Source organism: Poseidonibacter parvus, assembly GCF_001956695.1.
In the GTDB taxonomy this organism is placed as follows: Bacteria; Campylobacterota; Campylobacteria; order Campylobacterales; family Arcobacteraceae; genus Poseidonibacter; species Poseidonibacter parvus.
Window position 1 is genome coordinate 2,849,176 of the sequence record NZ_CP019070.1, and the last position, 17,254, is coordinate 2,866,429.

Genomic DNA, 17,254 nt, shown 5'->3' on the forward strand with positions numbered 1-17,254 from the left:
TTAGTCAAATTAAATTGTTTACAATTCAGAATTTACAAATTTTTGTTTAAAAGTGGCAAGTCATGACCTGACCCCTACTTCTTATTTCTAATCTGGTAACTATCTCCTGAATTTTATTTTATTTAACATTCTTCTTGCTCTTTATTGATTCTTCATAATTCCATATCTATTTCTTGTTTCTTTTCCTCTAAGTTCTCTTTTGAGAATGAAAATATAAATAAAATGAACAATATAAGAATTAGTGTAGTAATTGTATTTTTTATCCATCCATCAAAAGCAAAAGCTACATTTATATATGTAAAAAATATTGGTATTAAATTTATTGTAGTTTTACTAAAAATTATTTTAATTATTCTTACAATGAAATTAAGGGCAAGTTGCTTATATTTATTCTTATTTTTTAATATATCATTTAGTAAGCTACCATTCTTTGTATTTCCATAACTTTCATAAAAAAGTGCAGAGATATATCTAATAAGGAAATAAAGAAGTAAAATTCCTAATAGATCATTAAAATCATTAATAAAACCTATTTTATCTTTTAATGTAAATGTGATATCTAGAATCTTAAATTCATTTACTTTTGTCTCTGTTATATATAAAAGAAATACTACAACATTAGTTAACATTAAATTTCTTCTTTGGGAATTTAATCCATTGATATCTTCCAATTTTATATTTCCTTATCATTCAATTTTATTTTTGCCATAATTAGTGCTTTCCTAACGCCTTCCCAACCAAATACCCACTCGCCCACGCAAACTGCAGATTAAACCCACCCCTATTTCCAACGATATCTAAAACCTCTCCTGCAAAGTACAAGTTTTTACACTTCTTACTTTCATAAGTTTTATTATCTACCTCATCAGTACGAACTCCACCACCACTAGCTTCTGCATGTCCAAAGCCTTGTGTATCTGTGATTTTTAGTTTCCATTGGTTTAATTGATATGAAATTGCTTTGATTTGTTTTGCGTTTACTTGCCCTGCTTTTGCTTCACTATCTACTTTACATATTTCTAGTAAAACTGGTGCTATTTTATTTGATATCATTCCGGTTAGGATATCTAAGGCTTTTTGATTTGGTGTTGTTTTAAACAAGCTTTGAATTTGGTCGCTTAAGTCATTTCTATTGATTTTTGGGAAGAAATTAACTGCTATTTTTACATCTTGATAAAGACTTAGATTATATGCAGCTACTTGAGAGATATCTAATATTGCAAAACCTGAAACACCATATTTTGTAAATAGCACATCTCCAAATATTTCTTGTTCAAGCTGTCCGTTTATATATAGTGATACATTACACTCTTTTTTAACTCCTTGCATACGAGAGTGATAATTTACATCTGTATGAAGTCCTACAAGTGAGGGATATGTTGGGTTGAAGCTGTGTTCAAATTTTGAAGCAAAGTCTAAACCTGATTCATTTGCATTAAGTTGTGGTGCTGCTCCTAGACCATTTGAGATTAAAACTTTATCATAATCTTTATATTCTTGTGTCTGTGTTTTTATATTAAATTTGTTTTCAATTTTTTCAATATCTGAAATTAAAGATTCTAAATAAATATTAACACCTAAAGAATCAAGTGCTAAGTCTAAAAGCTTTGTAACAGATTTGGCTTCATTTGATAAAGGATATACTTTATTTGTCTCTTTTATATCAAGAAGTAATCCTATACTTTTACAAAACTTTTCAAAATCTTTAAATGTAAACTCTTTTAAAGCATAAGAAGTAAAATCAGGATTCTCTCCCAAATAGTTTTTGTGCGTTACTTGACTATTTGAGATATTACATCTTCCATTTCCACTTGCAAGTATTTTTTTTCCAATACCTTTATTTGCATCAAATAAATCAATTTGTATGTTTTTGTTTAATCTTTTAGCTGTTATTGCTGCTATTATTCCAGCAGCACCAGCTCCAATTATTGCTATTTTCAATTTATGCCTTAGTAAAATACTGCAAGCCATATAGTTGGCTGCGTTTGATTTGTGTATTTTACCCTATGTTTTGTAAAAGCTTTTATATTTACGTAATCACCTTCATTTAAAATAAGCTCACTATTTTCATATTCTAAAACTGCATTACCTTTTAATATTAAGACAAACTCGTTTTCTTCTTGTTCGTACCAAAAGTTTACTGGTGAGCTTTGTCCATTTGAGACAATTTTTTCTATTTTGATATTATCACTTTTAAGTAATTCAAAAAACTGCTCTTGTTTTTTATCTATTATAATATTTTCAAATACGTTTTTTTTCATATTTTTTAACCTTTTATTCTTTTGAAGTATAACCTTTTTATACAAAAAAGTTAATTATTAATCTATACTATTTTAATCAACTATTAATATTTTAAACTTTTTTTCACAAATTTTAAAATTCTTTGTTTTTTAATCATGATTAATATAAAAAGTTTATATATTATCAAAAAGTACCATATATTAGAGCTTATATAGACTTTATAAAATAATAAAATTCTTCTTTTATTTAAATAATTTAATAAATACAAGTATTTTAATAGGCTTTATTTAATTAAATATGATTAAATCACTTGACATTAAAATAAAAAAATTCTATAATTTCACCATAAATAAAAAACAAAAAAGGAATTACACAATGCAAAACGAAACAATTGCAGTTCACGGGAGCTATAATAAAAAAGAAGGTTATGGTTCAATGGCTGTACCAATTACTCAAACTACTGCATATGCCTTTAGAGATTCAGAACATGCAGCAAATTTATTTGCTTTAAAAGAATTAGGACCAATTTACACAAGATTAAATAATCCTACAACAGATGTATTAGAGCAAAGATTTGCACAACTTGAAGGTGGAGCTGCTGCTTTATGTGTATCAAGTGGACAATCTGCAATTTTCTATGCAATTGCAAATGTTGCAAGTGCTGGAGATAATATTTTAATTTCAGACAAATTATATGGTGGAGCTGTTACTTTGTTAACTCATACTATAAAAAGATTTGGTATTGAAGCAAAAATATTTAGAAGTGAAGATGCAAGCGATTTAGAAGAGCAAATCGATGAAGATACAAAAGCAATTTTCTTTGAATCATTATCAAACCCACAAATCGCAATTGCTGATGTAGAAAAGATTGTTGAAGTTGGACAAAGAAATGGTGTATTAACAATTTGTGATAATACAGTTGCAAGTGCTGCACTGTTTAATCCAATTAAATGGGGAGTTGATGTTGTAGTTCATTCAACTTCAAAATATACAAATGGTCAAGGTACAGCAATTGGTGGAATTATTGTTGAAAGAGATGGCTTGAGCGAATTCTTTAAAGCAAATGAAAATAGATATTCAGATTTTACAACTCCTGATGCTTCTTATCATGGTTTAGTTTATACAGATGTTCCTCTTCCAAACTTTTGTTTAAGAGCTAGATTATCGTTATTAAGAGATATTGGAGCAGTTCAATCACCTCATAATTCATGGTTACTAATTCAAACATTAGAAACACTTGCTTTAAGAGTTGATAAACATTCTGATAATGCTTTAGAAATTGCAGAGTTTTTAGAAGCACATCCAAAAGTAAAAGCAGTGAATTATCCAGGTTTAAAATCTGATAAATATTATGATAAAGCTCAAAAATACTTCAAAGGTGGAAAAGCTTCAGGATTAATTTCATTTGATGTTGAAAGTTTTGAAGAAGCAAGAAGAGTAATTGATAGTGCTAAGTTATTTTCAGTTGTTGTAAATATTGGAGATAGTAAATCACTAATTGTTCATCCAGCATCTACAACTCATTCACAAATGAGCCCTGAAGAACTTGAGAAAGCAGGAGTTAATCCTGTAACAATCAGACTTTCTATTGGTTTAGAAAATACAGAAGATTTAAAAGCTGATTTAGAGCAAGCGTTAAATTAAGGTTTAATGATATGCCATTAATTTCAACAAAAGGTGTATATGGTTTAACAGCCATGTACGAACTTGGTAAACATGATAGACAATCTCCTATGCAAATTAAAGAGATTTCATCAAATGCCAATATTCCTCAAAATTACTTAGAACAACTTTTAAGTAAATTAAGACGAGCACAACTTGTAAAAAGTATAAGAGGTGCAAAGGGAGGATATATTCTTGCGCGAGAACCTGAAGAAATCAAGGTTGTTGACATTTTAATTGCACTTGAGGGTGATATTAAAATAGTTGATGTAAAAGCGAAGAATCCGATTTTGAACATTTTCTTTGATGAATCAAAGGAACAAATGAAAAAGATTTTTGATTTGAATCTATCTAATTTAGATGATTATCAAGACAAATACAACGAATTTTTACATTACAGTATATAAAGGAATTTAAAATGAAATATGCAGCAAATATAACAGAATTAATAGGTAACACACCTCTTGTAAAATTACAAAGAGCAAGTGAAGAAAGTCAAGCAACAGTTTTAGGAAAGTGTGAGTTTATGAACCCATCACATTCTGTAAAAGATAGAATTGGAACAAATATGATTAATACTGCTTTAGAGCAAGGTTTAATCAATAAAGAAACAACAGTAATTGAACCAACATCTGGAAATACAGGTATTGCATTAGCAAGCGTTTGTGCAGCTTTAGGAATTAAATTAATTCTTACTATGCCTTCATCTATGAGTATTGAAAGAAGAAGATTATTAAAAGCATTAGGTGCTGATTTAGTATTAACAGAGCCTGAAAAAGGAATGAAAGGTGCTATTGATAAAGCAGTTGAATTAAGTGAAAAAACAGAAAATTCATTTATTCCTCAACAATTTGGAAACTTAGCAAACCCAGAAATTCATAGAAAAACAACTGCACAAGAAATTCTTGCAGATACAGATGGAAAAATTGATATTTTCATTGCAGCAATTGGTACAGGTGGAACAATTACAGGTGTTGGTGAAATTTTAAAGCAAAATAATCCTAATGTTCAAATTATTGCAGTTGAACCTGAAGCATCACCTGTATTAAGTGGTGGAAAACCAGGTCCTCATAAAATTCAAGGTATTGGTGCTGGATTTGTTCCTGATGTTTTAAATACTGAAGTTTATGATGAAGTTATTCAAGTATCAAATGAAGACGCAATAGCTAGTTCTAGAAGTATTGCAAAAGAAGAAGGACTATTAATTGGTATTTCTGCTGGTGCAAACGCACATATTGCAAAACAAGTAGCTGCAAGACCTGAAAATAAAGGTAAAACAATTGTAACTATTTTATGTGATACAGGTGAAAGATATTTAAGTTCAGGATTATATGATTATGACGAAGAGTAAAACTCTTCGTTCTCATATAATAAATAATATATGAGGAAAAAATAGATGCAAGAAAAAGCTTACAGATCAGTTGTTAAGACAATATCATGGCGAACAATTGGAACACTAGATACAATAATCATCTCATATTTTATTACTGGTAACTTAGCAATGGCAGCCTCAATTGGTTCAATTGAATTATTTACGAAAATGGCTTTATACTATTTTCACGAACGTGCATGGAATAAAATTGATTTAGGTAGAGTAAAACCAACAGCAAATGATTATCAAATATAAGGTAAAGAATGAGTAAAGAATTAGCGGAACAATTAAATGAAGAATTAAAAAATAAATCTACACAAGAAATAGTAGGGTATTTTTTAGAACATTATAAATATAGCAGTGCTTTAAGTTCAAGTTTAGCAGCAGAAGACCAAGTCTTGACAGATATCATTTTAAAAAAATATAAAGACGCTAAAATTTTCACTTTAGATACAGGTAGACTTCATCCAGAAACTTATGATGTAATGGATGCGACGAACCTAAAATATAACATTAAAATGGATGTCTATTTTCCAAATGAAACAGATGTTCAAGAACTTTATAAAACACAAGGTGTAAATGGTCAATATGAAAGTATTGAAAAAAGAAAAACATGCTGTGGTATAAGAAAAGTTGAACCTCTTAAACGTGCTTTAAAAGATCTTGATATTTGGTTTACTGGAGTTAGAGCAGCTCAAAGTGTAACAAGAACAGATATGAAACTTGTTGAGTATGATGAGGCTTTTGGATTAATTAAAGTAAATGCAATAATACATTGGAGTGAAGAAGATGTGTGGAATTATATAAAAGAAAATAAAGTTCCATACAATAAACTTCATGACAAAGGATTCCCAAGTATCGGATGTGCTCCATGTACAAGAGCTGTAAAAGAAGGTGAAGATATTAGAGCTGGACGATGGTGGTGGGAAAACCCAGAACACAAAGAGTGTGGACTACACAAAAAATAAACCTTATTTAAATAAGATATAAAAAGATGATTTCAAACTTTTAATTTGAGTGATTCGTAAATTAATGGAGAAGAATAAAGATGGAAATAAGTCAAGAACGATTAACGCATTTAAAACAGCTAGAAGCTGAATCAATGCATATAATGAAAGAGGTAGTAGCAGAGTTTTCAAACCCTGGTATGCTTTATAGTGTAGGGAAAGATTCTTCTGTAATGTTACACATTTTACAAAAAGCTTTCTACCCAGCACCGCCACCATTACCTTTAATGCATGTAGATACTAAATGGAAATTTAAAGAGATGATTGAATTTAGAGATAGACGTGCTAAAGAAGTAGGAATGGAACTTATTACATATTCAAATCCTAAAGGAATTGAAATGGGTATCTCTCCTTTTGAACATGGTTCTTCTGTTCATACAGATATTATGAAAACAGAAGGATTAAAAAATGCTTTAAATATACAGAAGTTTGATGCTGTATTTGGAGGAGCAAGAAGAGATGAAGAAAAGTCTCGTGCAAAAGAGAGAATCTATTCATTTAGAGATAAAAACCATAGATGGGATCCAAAAAACCAAAGACCAGAACTTTGGAATGTTTACAACGGACGTCATACTAAAGGTGAATCAATTAGAGTATTCCCAATTTCAAACTGGACAGAATTAGATATTTGGCAATATATTTATTTAGAGAATATTGATATTCCTGATTTATATTTCTCTAAAGAGAGAGAAGTAGTTGAATATATGGGTACAAAAATCATGGTAGATGATGACAGAATGCCTGAAGAATTACGAAAAACTGCTAAAAAAGAAATGGTTAGATTTAGAACTCTTGGATGTTATCCTTTAACAGGTGCAGTTGAGAGTGAAGCTACAACATTACCTGAGATTATTCAAGAAATGCTTGTATGTACAACAAGTGAAAGACAAGGTAGACTAATTGACTCTGATAGTGATGCGTCAATGGAGAAAAAGAAACAAGAAGGGTATTTTTAAGATGGCACATCAATCAGATTTAATTAGTGAGAATATAGAACAATATTTAAAAGAGCATGAGAATAAAGAGATTTGTAGGTTTATTACTTGTGGTAGTGTAGATGATGGTAAAAGTACTTTAATAGGACGTCTTCTTTATGATTCAAAAATGATTTTTGAAGACCAATTAGCAGCTATTGAAAAAGATTCTAAAAAATCAGGTACTACTGGTGATAAAATAGATTTAGCACTTTTAGTTGATGGCTTAGCAAGTGAACGTGAACAAGGTATTACTATTGATGTTGCTTATAGATTCTTCTCAACTGAAAGAAGAAAGTTTATTATTGCAGATACTCCAGGTCATGAACAATATACTAGAAATATGGCAACTGGTGCTAGTACTGCTGATATTGCAATTATTTTAATAGATGCAAGACAAGGTATTTTAACTCAAACGAAAAGACACTCTTATATTGCTTCATTATTAGGTATTAAAAACCTTGTTGTTGCTATTAATAAAATGGATTTAGTTGATTTCTCTGAAGAAGTATTTGAAAGTATTAAAAAAGATTATAAAGAAATTATTCCAAATCTTCCTCATAATGAAGATTTAAATATTGAATATATTCCTATTTCTGCTTTAGATGGAGATAATATCTTAACTAACTCAGAAAAATCACCTTGGTATAAAGATAAGCCTTTAATGGAATTACTTGATACTATTTCAATTCATGAAAAAGAGAATAACTCGTTTAGATTACCAGTTCAATATGTAGTACGTCCTCACTTAAACTTTAGAGGATTCTCTGGAACAATTGCAAGTGGAAGTGTTAGTGTTGGTGATGAGATTACTGTATTACCATCAGGAAAAACATCTAAAGTAAAATCAATAGTATCAAATGAAATTAAAGATTTAAGACCAATTGGTAAAGATGAAACAGTAGAAACAATTCCTAAAGCATTTGCTCCAATGGCTACAACTATTACACTTGAAGATGAAATTGATATTAGTAGAGGTGATATGATTGTTAAATCAACAGATATTCCAGAAGTATCAAATCATTTATCAGCAATGGTAGTATGGATGGATGAAGCACCTTTAGAGTTAAACCAAAATTATATAATTAAAAGAGCAACATCAGTATTAAATGGTGCTTTTAATTCAATTGAGTTTAAAAAGAATATTAATACATTTGAAGAAATAGATGCCAAAAAACTAGAGTTAAATGATATTGCACAAGTTACAGTATCACTAGATAGAGAAATAGCAGTAGATCCATATCATGAAAACAGATATACAGGAAGTTTTATAATTATTGATAAATATACTAACTCAACTGTAGGTGCTGGTATGATTGTAAGCTCATGTGAAGGTGCTGCAAAACTTGAAGATGAAAAAGTTTACACTCAAGCAGAGATTGAGTTAAATGCATTTATTAGAAAAAATTATCCTCAGTGGGATTGTAAGGCAATATAATGTCAAATAATTTAGCTTTAAATATAGAACATATCAAAAAAGAAAAGGATGGATTAGATGTCTTAAGTGACATCTATATCTATGCTGTTCTAGGTGAAAAAGTTTCGCAAAAAGATTTAATTAGATTTCAATGGTATGGAATTTATCAACAAACAGATGATTCAAACTATTTTAGAATTGTAATTCCTCTTCCTTTAGGAGAATTGAATGTTGAACAATTAAAAACTTTAGCATCAATTTCAAAAGAGTATGCAAGAAATTCATTAGATATAAATCATGGCCAAAAAATAGAATTTAAATGGTTAAAAATGCATGACTTACCTCATATTTTTAATCTTTTACATAATGTAAATCTAAATACAATTTTTGAAGCTGGACATACTGTAAGAAATATTATTACATGTCCTATAAATACTGTTGATTGTAAGCAATTAATTGATGTAAGTTCAATTGCAGCAAAAATCAATCAATCATTTATTGGAAATAAAAAATTCTCTAACCTACCTAATAAATTCCAAATGGCAATAAGTGGATGTAAAGAAGGATGTAATTTAAAAGAAATTCCTGATGTAAATTTTGATGCCTATTCATATAAAAGTAATAAAGTTTTATTTTCTGTAAAAATTATAGGTGAACATATAGGCTATATTACACCTTCTCAGGTTATTCAGACATCAAAAGCTATTGCAAATATTTATAAAGAATATGGGAATAGAACAGATATTAATAAAAGTAGTTTTTCATCACTAGTAAATTCATGGGGTCTTAGAGAATTTAATAATATTTTAAATTCATCTATAAATTTTAATCTAAAAGATATCATTTTAGAAGAGGATAATGTAGCTACAAAAGGCGAACACTTTGGTATAAATAAAAGTATTGTCGAAGGTGAAAGTTATGTAGGATTCAAAATTAAATCTTTAGCTCTAAGTTCAAATGATTTTTCTAGCCTTGCTAAAATTCTTGAAAAGCATGATGCATCAAAAATAAAATTAACAAACCAAGGTAATATTATTATATTAGATGCACCAACAAATAATGCTAATGACTTAGCAAACGATTTAAAAAAAGTAAATTTTAATCCTTTTATTTAATATTGAGTGAAATAATGAACAACAAAGTTTTCAAACCATTTTTAAATACAAATACAAATACTCTTGATTTTATACGATACAACACTATTGGAAAAAATAAAAAAGAGTATTTCGACTATACGGCAACGGGATTAGCTTTTAGACAAATAGAAAATAGAATACATGATGTTCTTGAAACTTATGCAAATACTCACTCAAAAGAGTCATCAAATGCAGATACTACGAGTAATTATTATGAAATGGCAAGAATAAATTTAGCAAAAAGTTTAGAACTTTCTGAAGATTTTGCAATACTTCCAAATGGCTGTGGAACAACTGCTGCTATTAAACATTTTCAAGAACTTATGGGATTATATATTCCACCTGCAACTAAAAAAAGATACGCTATTAACGTTGATAAGTCTAAATTACCTTTAGTAATAGTTGGACCTTATGAGCACCATTCAAATGAAGTTTCATTCAGAGAAGCTCTTTGCGAAATTCAAAGAATAGATTTATGTGAATGTGGATTAATAGATTTAGAACATTTAAAACAAGTTTTAGAAAAGAATAAAAATAGAGAAATAATAGCTTCATTTTGTATTGCCTCAAATGTAACTGGAATTATTACAAAATATGAAGAAATTTCAAAACTTTTAAGATCATATAATGCAGTAGTTTGCTTTGATGCAGCAGCTTCTTCTCCATATATAAATGTACCTTCACATCTTTATGATGCAATGTTTATGTCTCCTCATAAGCTTCTTGGAGGTCCTGGTTCTTGTGGACTTTTAGTAATAAGAAAATCTTTAATTGATACTAGCTTAGCTCCGTCATTTGCAGGTGGAGGAACAGTAAAATATGTAAATAAACAAAAACAAGTTTATCAAGATGATGTACAAATAAGAGAAGATGCAGGAACACCTGGAATTTTACAACTAATACGAGCTAGTTTAGCATATCAATTAAGAAATGAAATAGGTTTCGATTTTATAAAAGAAAGAAAAGAAAAACTAAAAAAAATATTTTTAGATGGTCTTTTAGAAATTCCAACATGTGAAATTTATGGAAATAAAAAAGAAGATAATATAGGAATCATCTCTTTTAATATTCAAAATCATGACCCTTATGAACTATGCTCAAAACTTTCTTCTACAAAGGGTTTTCAAACAAGAGCAGGATGTTCATGTGCCGGACCTTATGGACATGACTTATTAGGAATTAATGACTTAGAAAATGAAGAAAACCCAGGATGGATTAGAATTTCAATACATTATTCACAAAGTGAAGAAGAAATCAAAGAGTTATTAAAATCTATTAAACAAATTGTTAACTAATCTTAACTTTTTGTTTAAAATTCATTAATCATTGTAGTATATAATTTCTTTATGAATTTCATAACATTTATATCAGTATTTGTTTAAATTTTTTAAATTTCAAACATACTTTATAAAACAAAATTGATTGATAAACTTGATTTCAGAACAAGAAGTAAACTGTTATCTTAGCATTGTTTATATACAAATTTTTTTAGTGTCCTCCTAACTACACTAGCTAGATACAACCCAGCTGTCCCAAACTGGGTATACTTTCTCCTTTCCCTTCCAAAAGAGATAATTTTTTATACATATTAACAATTTTTTAAATTATCTCTTTTTATTAGTTTGTTACAAAAGCAAAGCTTGTAACAATAGTTATAAATTCAATTGCAATTACTATTATATAATCTTTAATATTTTCCATTTTTTCTCCTTTTTATAGGAGAAAAAACTCTCCTATTATTTTTTTATTTTTATTAATTTTTGCCTAATCCTAAATATCTTCATATCGGACATATAAACCCTTTTGTCTAAAAATTTTGTAAAAAAAAAGGGATGTGCTAAAAAGCACATCCCTTTTAAAAATAGATAAATCTAATTTCTAATCAGCGAATTTCACTTTTTTAGCAGTTCTTTTTCTAACATTTGGATCTAAATCTCTTTTTCTAACTCTAACATTAATTGGAGTTACTTCAACAAGCTCATCTTCTTCAATCCACTCTAGTGCATTTTCTAAAGACATAACTCTTGGTGGAATAAGCTTAATAGCTTCATCTGCACCAGAAGATCTAACGTTTGATTGTTGCTTAGCTTTGATTGGATTTACATCTAAATCGTTTGCTTTTGCATGTTGACCAATAACCATTCCGTTATAAATCTTATCTTGAGGTTTGATATACATAATTCCTCTATCTTGTAAGTTGAAGATTGAATAACCAACAGCTTCACCATTTTCCATAGAAACTAATGCTCCATATTTTCTAGATTCAACAGTACCTGAATGAGGTCTGAATTCTAAGAATGAGTGGTTCATAACACCCTCACCTTTAGTTTCAGTTAAAAACTCAGTTCTAATACCGATTAAACCACGTGCTGGAATTTCAAACTCTAATCTTGTATAACCTGAACCCATTGGTACCATGTTAGTCATGTTAGCTTTTCTTTTTCCTAGTTTTTCAATAATTGCACCTGAGAACTCATCTGGTGTATCAATTACTAAATGCTCAAATGGCTCCATTTTAACACCATCAATTTCTTTAACGATTACTTCAGGTCTTCCAATTGAGAATTCGAAACCTTCTCTTCTCATGTTTTCAGCAAGGATACAAATTTGTAATTCCCCTCTTCCGTTAACTTTAAATTTACCTTCACCAATTTGCTCATAATTCATAGCAATATTAGTATTCATTTCAGCAGTAAGTCTTTCATCAATTTTATTTGAAGTTACAAACTTACCTTCAGTTCCAGCTAATGGAGAATCATTTACTGCAAAAGTAACAGATAATGTAGGCTCTTCAATATGCATAGGATCTAATGGCATTGGATTTGCAGGGTCACAAAGTGAATCTCCAACATCAATAGTTTCAAAACCAGCAACAGCAACAATGTCACCTGTACCAGCAGTTTTAATATCAAATCTATCAACACCTTTGAAACCAATAAGTTTAGTAACTCTACCTTTGATTTTTTCACCATCAGCTTTAACTAAAGTTACAGTTTCACCCATAGAAATCGTACCATTAAAGATTCTAGCAATACCAATTTTACCAATGAAGTTGTCATAATCAAGTGTAAATACTTGTAACTGAAGACCATTTTCATCGTTACCTTTTGGTTTTGGAACTTCTTCTAAAATTGTTGTAAATAATGGAATTAGATTATCACTTGGATCTTCTAAGTTAAGTTTTGCATATCCATCTCTAGCAGCTGCATAAACAACTGGGAATTCTAATTGCTCTTCTGTAGCACCCATTTGATCAAACAGGTCAAATACTTCATCAACAACTCTATCTGCATCAGCACCTGGCTTATCAATTTTGTTAATAACAACAATTGGTCTATGACCTAATTGTAAAGCTTTCTTAACAACGAATTTTGTTTGAGGCATAGTACCTTCTTGAGCATCTACTAATAAAAGTACACAGTCAACCATTTTAAGTACACGTTCAACTTCTCCACCAAAGTCAGCATGGCCTGGTGTGTCAATAATGTTAATTCTAACACCTTCGTAATCAACAGCAGTATTTTTAGAAAGAATTGTAATTCCTCTTTCTTTTTCAATATCATTACTATCCATAACTCTGTCTTCTACTTCTTGGTGTGCAGTAAAAGTACCTGATTGTTTTAATAATTCATCTACTAATGTAGTTTTACCGTGGTCAACGTGTGCGATAACCGCAATATTTCTAATATCTCTCATTGGATCTCTTTATTATAAGGTTTAGAAAAAAATTCATTGTAAAAAAAACTTTTTCTATTAATTTCGCGGATTATACTAAAAGTTTGCTTAATTTAAGCTAGATTTCTAACTTTTGTTACAATTTGTTTACAAACAAGCAAATATATCTTATATAATAATTAAAGTTTTAAGTATTTATTAGGTTAAAACCTAATAATATTCCGAATGAATTACCAAAATATTATTAATGAAATAGAAGATGAAATACAAGTATATTTCAAAGAAGGCAAGGTAGCTGATTACATTCCAGCACTTGCACATATTAATCCAAACCAATTTGCAATGAGTATAAAACTACTTGATGGAACAAGCTTTAATGTAGGAAATACTCAAAATAAGTTTTCAATTCAGAGTATTTCTAAGGTATTTACTTTTACATTAGCCTTACAATTATATGGTAGAAGTTTATATAAAAGAGTAGGACATGAACCCTCGGGTGACCCTTTTAACTCACTTATTCAGCTTGAATATGAAAACGGAATTCCTAGAAATCCATTCATAAATGCAGGTGCAATTGTAACAACTGATACATTATTATCTAAGTATCAAGATAAAAGTTTTGATTATATATTAGATTTTATAAGAACAAGTGCAAATGATTTTACAATCAATTATGATAAAGAAGTTTACAGTTCAGAACTAGAACATGGTTTTTTAAATATGGCTTTAATAAATATGATGAAAAGCTATAAAAATATAAACAACGATTTAGAAAAAGTAATTCAAACATATTTTAAACAATGTTCGATTGAAATGAATACTGAACAATTAGCAAATTCAATGCTTTTTTTAGCAAATCATGGAGTAAATCCAATTACAAATAAAGTTTTGATAAATGAAGCAAAAGCAAAAAGAATAAATTCATTAATGCTTACATGTGGACATTATGATGCATCAGGAGATTTTGCTTACAAAGTTGGATTACCTGGGAAAAGTGGTGTTGGTGGTGGTATTGTTGCAATAGTTCCTGGAAAAATGTCAATTTGTGTTTATTCTCCAAAATTAAATAAACAAGGTAATTCACTAATAGGAACAAAAGCCCTAGAGTTATTTACAACAAAAACTGGACTATCAATTTTTTAACAAAATTGATAAATTTTTAGTATAATTAACAAAAAATATTAAATAAGGTAAATAATGACTGCACTTGAAATAGCTGATTTTATAGGAATAATCTGTTTTGCCTTAAGTGGATTTTTAATTGCTGTTCATTATAAACTTGATATTTTAGGTGTTTTTATCTCTGCTTTTTTAACAGCACTTGGTGGTGGAATGACAAGAGATGTACTAGCTTCTAAAACTCCCTATGTTTTTACAGATACAATGCCTGTAATACTTGTAATTGCTACAGTGATAATTGCACTAATTTTTAAACTTCATAAAAGTGACGACCTTGAAAGCAAAACAGCATTCATAATTTCAGACGCAGTTGGTTTAGTTTCTTTTGCAATTACAGGAGCTTTAGTAGCCATTGAAAATGAGTTTAATTTTTTAGGTGTTTTAATTCTTGCCTTTATTACAGCAGTTGGTGGTGGAACTATTAGAGATATTTTAATAAATAGAGTTCCATCTATTCTAGTTTCAGAATTTTATGCAACTGTTGCAATTATAGTTGGGCTTATAACTTATGCTTTACATATATTTAATTTACAAAGTCTTCCTGCTTTAATTGCTGTATTTGTATTTGGTGTTGCACTTCGATTATTAGCATATTATCAGCAATGGCATCTTCCAACTTTATCTAAATAAAAAAATTAATTCTTTACTTTAACTTTTCATTAACTTTTCATGGGTAGACTTTCATAATTTTTAAAAAATTAGGAGAAACAATGAAAAAATTATTATTTTCAACATTATTATTAGTCGCAACTTTTGCAAATGCTTTAAACATTGGTGATTCAACACCAACATTTGAAATAAAAGATCAATTTGAAAAAATGCACAAAATTTCTGCAGATGCTAAAACTATTTTAGTTGCAGAAAGTAGAGGAACTAGTGTTATTATAAGAGAGTACCTTTTAACTAAAGATACTGACTTTTTAGCAAAAAACAAAGCTCACTATATAGCAGATATTTCAGGAATGCCAAGTTTAATTTCAAAATTTATTGCATTACCAAAAATGAAAAAATATCCATTTTCAATTCTTTTAGTAGATGAAGAGCAAAGTAAATCATTCAATACAAAAGATGACAAAATAACTGTTTATACAGTAACAGATGGAAAAGTTTCTAATGTTAAGTATATTGAAACAACAGAAGAATTAAAAGCTATTTTTGAATAGTCTAAATTAAATTATTAACCTAAACTTAGGTTAATAATTTTTTAAAAGCCTCTACAATAGCAATATTTTCTAAATCTTTAATTCTATCTTCTAAAGAATCTACTGTTTCATCTTTTCTTATTTCAAGCTCTTTTTTCAATATAATTTTACCATCATCATATTTTTCATTTACAAAATGAATTGTAACACCTGATTTAAGCTCAGAGTTCTTTATAATAGCTTCATGAACAAATCTTCCATACATTCCTTTTCCTCCATATTTAGAAGGTAAAAGTGCAGGATGAGTATTTACTATTTTTTCTTCAAATTCTGATATTAAATTTGTTCCAATCATTTTCATATAACCCGAACAGAAAATATAATCACACTTAAATTCTTTAAATAAGTTTGCGATTTTTTCATCAATATTCTCATTAGGAAATTTTTTATCATTAATTATAAAATTAGGTATATTTAAATCATCAGCTGATTTTAAAACATTAGCATTGCTATTATTAGAAACCACAACAATTACTTGAGCATCTAAAATCTTTTCTTCAATAGCTTTTTGTATTGTTAAAAAACCACTTCCATTGTAAGAAGCTAAAATACCTATTCTTTTCATTTTATATCCTGTCTTTAAAATTGGGGCGAAATTATAACAAATATAAAATATTTATTATATAAGTCAATTTATATTTACCTAATTCTTTGAGAATGAGTAAGAGCAATTGCAATTGCATCTGTAATATCTAAAGGTTTAATCTCTTTTTTTATTCCAAGTAATTTTTTTACCATAAACGCAACCTGCTCTTTGTCGGCTTTTCCATTACCTGTTACTGCTTGTTTAACTTGTAAAGGAGTATATTCTGCAAAATTTCCAAATCTTTGTAATACTTTTAAAGAAATCGCTCCTCTAAATTGTGCTAATTTAATTACAGTTTTTGGATTAAATGCATAAAACATATCTTCTATTGAAACTTCACTAATTTCATGTTTATCAAAAATAAGGTCAAAACCTTCTGTCATTTCTACAATTTGCTCTTGTAAAATTTTAGTTTTTATTTTTATTAAACCTGCCTCTATTAGCTTTGTTTTACCGTTAATTTTTTCAATTACAGCATAGCCACAGTTTCTAGTTCCTGGGTCAATTCCAAGTATTTTCACGTATTAACTCTTTTTGTTAAATTTTTTATTCACATTAGTTCAAGCCCGTATAATGGTATTATTTACATAAATTTTCACTTAATGTAAATAAACTATTCACGGGTTATTCACTATGTGTACAACATTTGTTCACTCAAGATTCATTAAATTTATGTAAATTTTACAATGAAGATAAAAACTGTCTTTTTTACTTTTATAAAATTACTTTTTTACTACTTTTATAAAATTTATAAAAATTTAGATATAATAGTAATTATTTATAAATTAAAGAGTTAATACTAT

General features: G+C 28.6%; 18 protein-coding genes. 12 read left to right on the forward strand and 6 right to left on the reverse strand.

Going from position 1 to position 17,254, the window contains the following annotated elements:
- Window positions 1–152: 152 nt before the first annotated feature.
- The 3 genes from LPB137_RS13905 to LPB137_RS13915 are packed head-to-tail and all read right to left on the reverse strand — an operon-like array spanning window position 153 to window position 2,261.
- Window positions 153–671: a hypothetical protein gene (locus LPB137_RS13905; RefSeq protein WP_076089100.1), complete on the reverse strand. Its 519-nt coding sequence runs from the start codon at window positions 669–671 to the stop codon at window positions 153–155.
- Window positions 672–711: 40 nt separating this feature from the next.
- Window positions 712–1,941, reverse strand: coding sequence for a BaiN/RdsA family NAD(P)/FAD-dependent oxidoreductase (locus tag LPB137_RS13910; RefSeq protein ID WP_083657286.1), 1,230 nt, complete (start codon window positions 1,939–1,941; stop codon window positions 712–714).
- A gap of 8 nt (window positions 1,942–1,949) precedes the next feature.
- Entirely contained in the window at window positions 1,950–2,261 is a 312-nt protein-coding gene (locus LPB137_RS13915) for a cupin domain-containing protein (RefSeq protein ID WP_076089104.1), read from the reverse strand.
- A gap of 355 nt (window positions 2,262–2,616) precedes the next feature.
- Here LPB137_RS13915 and LPB137_RS13920 point away from each other — a divergent pair, with 355 nt between their 5' ends.
- The 9 genes from LPB137_RS13920 (at window position 2,617) to LPB137_RS13960 (ending at window position 11,104) form a co-directional block, all read left to right on the forward strand.
- A complete protein-coding gene (locus LPB137_RS13920; protein WP_076089106.1) occupies window positions 2,617–3,885 on the forward strand; it encodes an O-acetylhomoserine aminocarboxypropyltransferase/cysteine synthase family protein in 1,269 nt (422 codons plus the stop codon).
- Between the two features lie 11 nt (window positions 3,886–3,896).
- Window positions 3,897–4,310, forward strand: coding sequence for an RrF2 family transcriptional regulator (locus LPB137_RS13925; protein ID WP_076089108.1), 414 nt, complete (start codon window positions 3,897–3,899; stop codon window positions 4,308–4,310).
- A gap of 11 nt (window positions 4,311–4,321) precedes the next feature.
- The gene (gene cysK, locus LPB137_RS13930) at window positions 4,322–5,254 is read left to right on the forward strand and encodes a cysteine synthase A (protein WP_076089110.1); all 933 of its coding nucleotides are present in this window, start codon (window positions 4,322–4,324) and stop codon (window positions 5,252–5,254) included.
- A gap of 45 nt (window positions 5,255–5,299) precedes the next feature.
- Entirely contained in the window at window positions 5,300–5,530 is a 231-nt protein-coding gene (locus LPB137_RS13935; RefSeq protein WP_076089112.1) for a DUF2061 domain-containing protein, read from the forward strand.
- 8 nt (window positions 5,531–5,538) lie between these two features.
- Entirely contained in the window at window positions 5,539–6,243 is a 705-nt protein-coding gene (locus tag LPB137_RS13940) for a phosphoadenylyl-sulfate reductase (RefSeq protein ID WP_076089114.1), read from the forward strand.
- Between the two features lie 80 nt (window positions 6,244–6,323).
- On the forward strand, window positions 6,324–7,238 hold the full coding sequence (cysD, locus tag LPB137_RS13945; protein ID WP_076089116.1) for a sulfate adenylyltransferase subunit CysD: 915 nt from the start codon (window positions 6,324–6,326) through the stop codon (window positions 7,236–7,238).
- A gap of 1 nt (window position 7,239) precedes the next feature.
- Window positions 7,240–8,694, forward strand: coding sequence for a sulfate adenylyltransferase subunit CysN (gene cysN / locus LPB137_RS13950; protein ID WP_076089118.1), 1,455 nt, complete (start codon window positions 7,240–7,242; stop codon window positions 8,692–8,694).
- Window positions 8,694–9,788: a sulfite reductase gene (locus tag LPB137_RS13955; RefSeq protein WP_076089120.1), complete on the forward strand. Its 1,095-nt coding sequence runs from the start codon at window positions 8,694–8,696 to the stop codon at window positions 9,786–9,788. Before cysN ends, LPB137_RS13955 begins: the two co-directional genes overlap by 1 nt.
- 14 nt (window positions 9,789–9,802) lie before the next feature.
- Window positions 9,803–11,104, forward strand: a complete 1,302-nt coding sequence (locus LPB137_RS13960; RefSeq protein WP_076089122.1) for an aminotransferase class V-fold PLP-dependent enzyme — start codon at window positions 9,803–9,805, stop codon at window positions 11,102–11,104.
- Window positions 11,105–11,687: 583 nt separating this feature from the next.
- Here the strand turns inward: LPB137_RS13960 and typA are convergent.
- Window positions 11,688–13,505 (reverse strand): translational GTPase TypA, encoded by a 1,818-nt coding sequence (typA, locus tag LPB137_RS13965; protein WP_076089124.1) that lies wholly within the window; start codon window positions 13,503–13,505, stop codon window positions 11,688–11,690.
- Window positions 13,506–13,709: 204 nt separating this feature from the next.
- On the opposite strand from typA, the gene LPB137_RS13970 reads away from it, so the two are divergent.
- The 3 genes from LPB137_RS13970 (at window position 13,710) to LPB137_RS13980 (ending at window position 15,826) form a co-directional block, all read left to right on the forward strand.
- Window positions 13,710–14,627, forward strand: a complete 918-nt coding sequence (locus LPB137_RS13970) for a glutaminase (protein ID WP_076089126.1) — start codon at window positions 13,710–13,712, stop codon at window positions 14,625–14,627.
- 54 nt (window positions 14,628–14,681) lie between these two features.
- The gene (locus tag LPB137_RS13975) at window positions 14,682–15,293 is read left to right on the forward strand and encodes a trimeric intracellular cation channel family protein (protein ID WP_076089128.1); all 612 of its coding nucleotides are present in this window, start codon (window positions 14,682–14,684) and stop codon (window positions 15,291–15,293) included.
- An 80-nt stretch (window positions 15,294–15,373) separates the two neighbouring features.
- Window positions 15,374–15,826 carry a hypothetical protein gene (locus tag LPB137_RS13980; RefSeq protein ID WP_076089130.1) on the forward strand — a complete coding sequence of 151 codons (453 nt, stop codon included), beginning with the start codon at window positions 15,374–15,376 and terminating at the stop codon, window positions 15,824–15,826.
- 25 nt (window positions 15,827–15,851) lie between these two features.
- Here LPB137_RS13980 and purN read toward each other — a convergent pair whose 3' ends face one another.
- Window positions 15,852–16,430, reverse strand: coding sequence for a phosphoribosylglycinamide formyltransferase (gene purN, locus LPB137_RS13985; RefSeq protein ID WP_076089132.1), 579 nt, complete (start codon window positions 16,428–16,430; stop codon window positions 15,852–15,854).
- A gap of 74 nt (window positions 16,431–16,504) precedes the next feature.
- On the reverse strand, window positions 16,505–16,972 hold the full coding sequence (gene ruvC, locus LPB137_RS13990; RefSeq protein ID WP_076089134.1) for a crossover junction endodeoxyribonuclease RuvC: 468 nt from the start codon (window positions 16,970–16,972) through the stop codon (window positions 16,505–16,507).
- Between the last annotated feature and the right edge of the window lie 282 nt (window positions 16,973–17,254).

Excerpts from the sequence above, each read along its gene's own strand:
- LPB137_RS13980 (WP_076089130.1), top strand. The coding sequence starts at position 15,374 with ATGAAAAAATTATTATTTTCAACATTATTATTAGTCGCAACTTTTGCA.
- LPB137_RS13955 (WP_076089120.1), top strand. The coding sequence starts at position 8,694 with ATGTCAAATAATTTAGCTTTAAATATAGAACATATCAAAAAAGAAAAG.
- LPB137_RS13925 (WP_076089108.1), top strand. The coding sequence starts at position 3,897 with ATGCCATTAATTTCAACAAAAGGTGTATATGGTTTAACAGCCATGTAC.
- cysN (WP_076089118.1), top strand. The coding sequence starts at position 7,240 with ATGGCACATCAATCAGATTTAATTAGTGAGAATATAGAACAATATTTA.
- LPB137_RS13960 (WP_076089122.1), top strand. The coding sequence starts at position 9,803 with ATGAACAACAAAGTTTTCAAACCATTTTTAAATACAAATACAAATACT.
- LPB137_RS13940 (WP_076089114.1), top strand. The coding sequence starts at position 5,539 with ATGAGTAAAGAATTAGCGGAACAATTAAATGAAGAATTAAAAAATAAA.
- LPB137_RS13975 (WP_076089128.1), top strand. The coding sequence starts at position 14,682 with ATGACTGCACTTGAAATAGCTGATTTTATAGGAATAATCTGTTTTGCC.
- LPB137_RS13970 (WP_076089126.1), top strand. The coding sequence starts at position 13,710 with ATGAATTACCAAAATATTATTAATGAAATAGAAGATGAAATACAAGTA.
- purN (WP_076089132.1), bottom strand. The coding sequence starts at position 16,430 with ATGAAAAGAATAGGTATTTTAGCTTCTTACAATGGAAGTGGTTTTTTA.
- cysK (WP_076089110.1), top strand. The coding sequence starts at position 4,322 with ATGAAATATGCAGCAAATATAACAGAATTAATAGGTAACACACCTCTT.
- LPB137_RS13915 (WP_076089104.1), bottom strand. The coding sequence starts at position 2,261 with ATGAAAAAAAACGTATTTGAAAATATTATAATAGATAAAAAACAAGAG.
- LPB137_RS13920 (WP_076089106.1), top strand. The coding sequence starts at position 2,617 with ATGCAAAACGAAACAATTGCAGTTCACGGGAGCTATAATAAAAAAGAA.
- LPB137_RS13935 (WP_076089112.1), top strand. The coding sequence starts at position 5,300 with ATGCAAGAAAAAGCTTACAGATCAGTTGTTAAGACAATATCATGGCGA.
- cysD (WP_076089116.1), top strand. The coding sequence starts at position 6,324 with ATGGAAATAAGTCAAGAACGATTAACGCATTTAAAACAGCTAGAAGCT.
- typA (WP_076089124.1), bottom strand. The coding sequence starts at position 13,505 with ATGAGAGATATTAGAAATATTGCGGTTATCGCACACGTTGACCACGGT.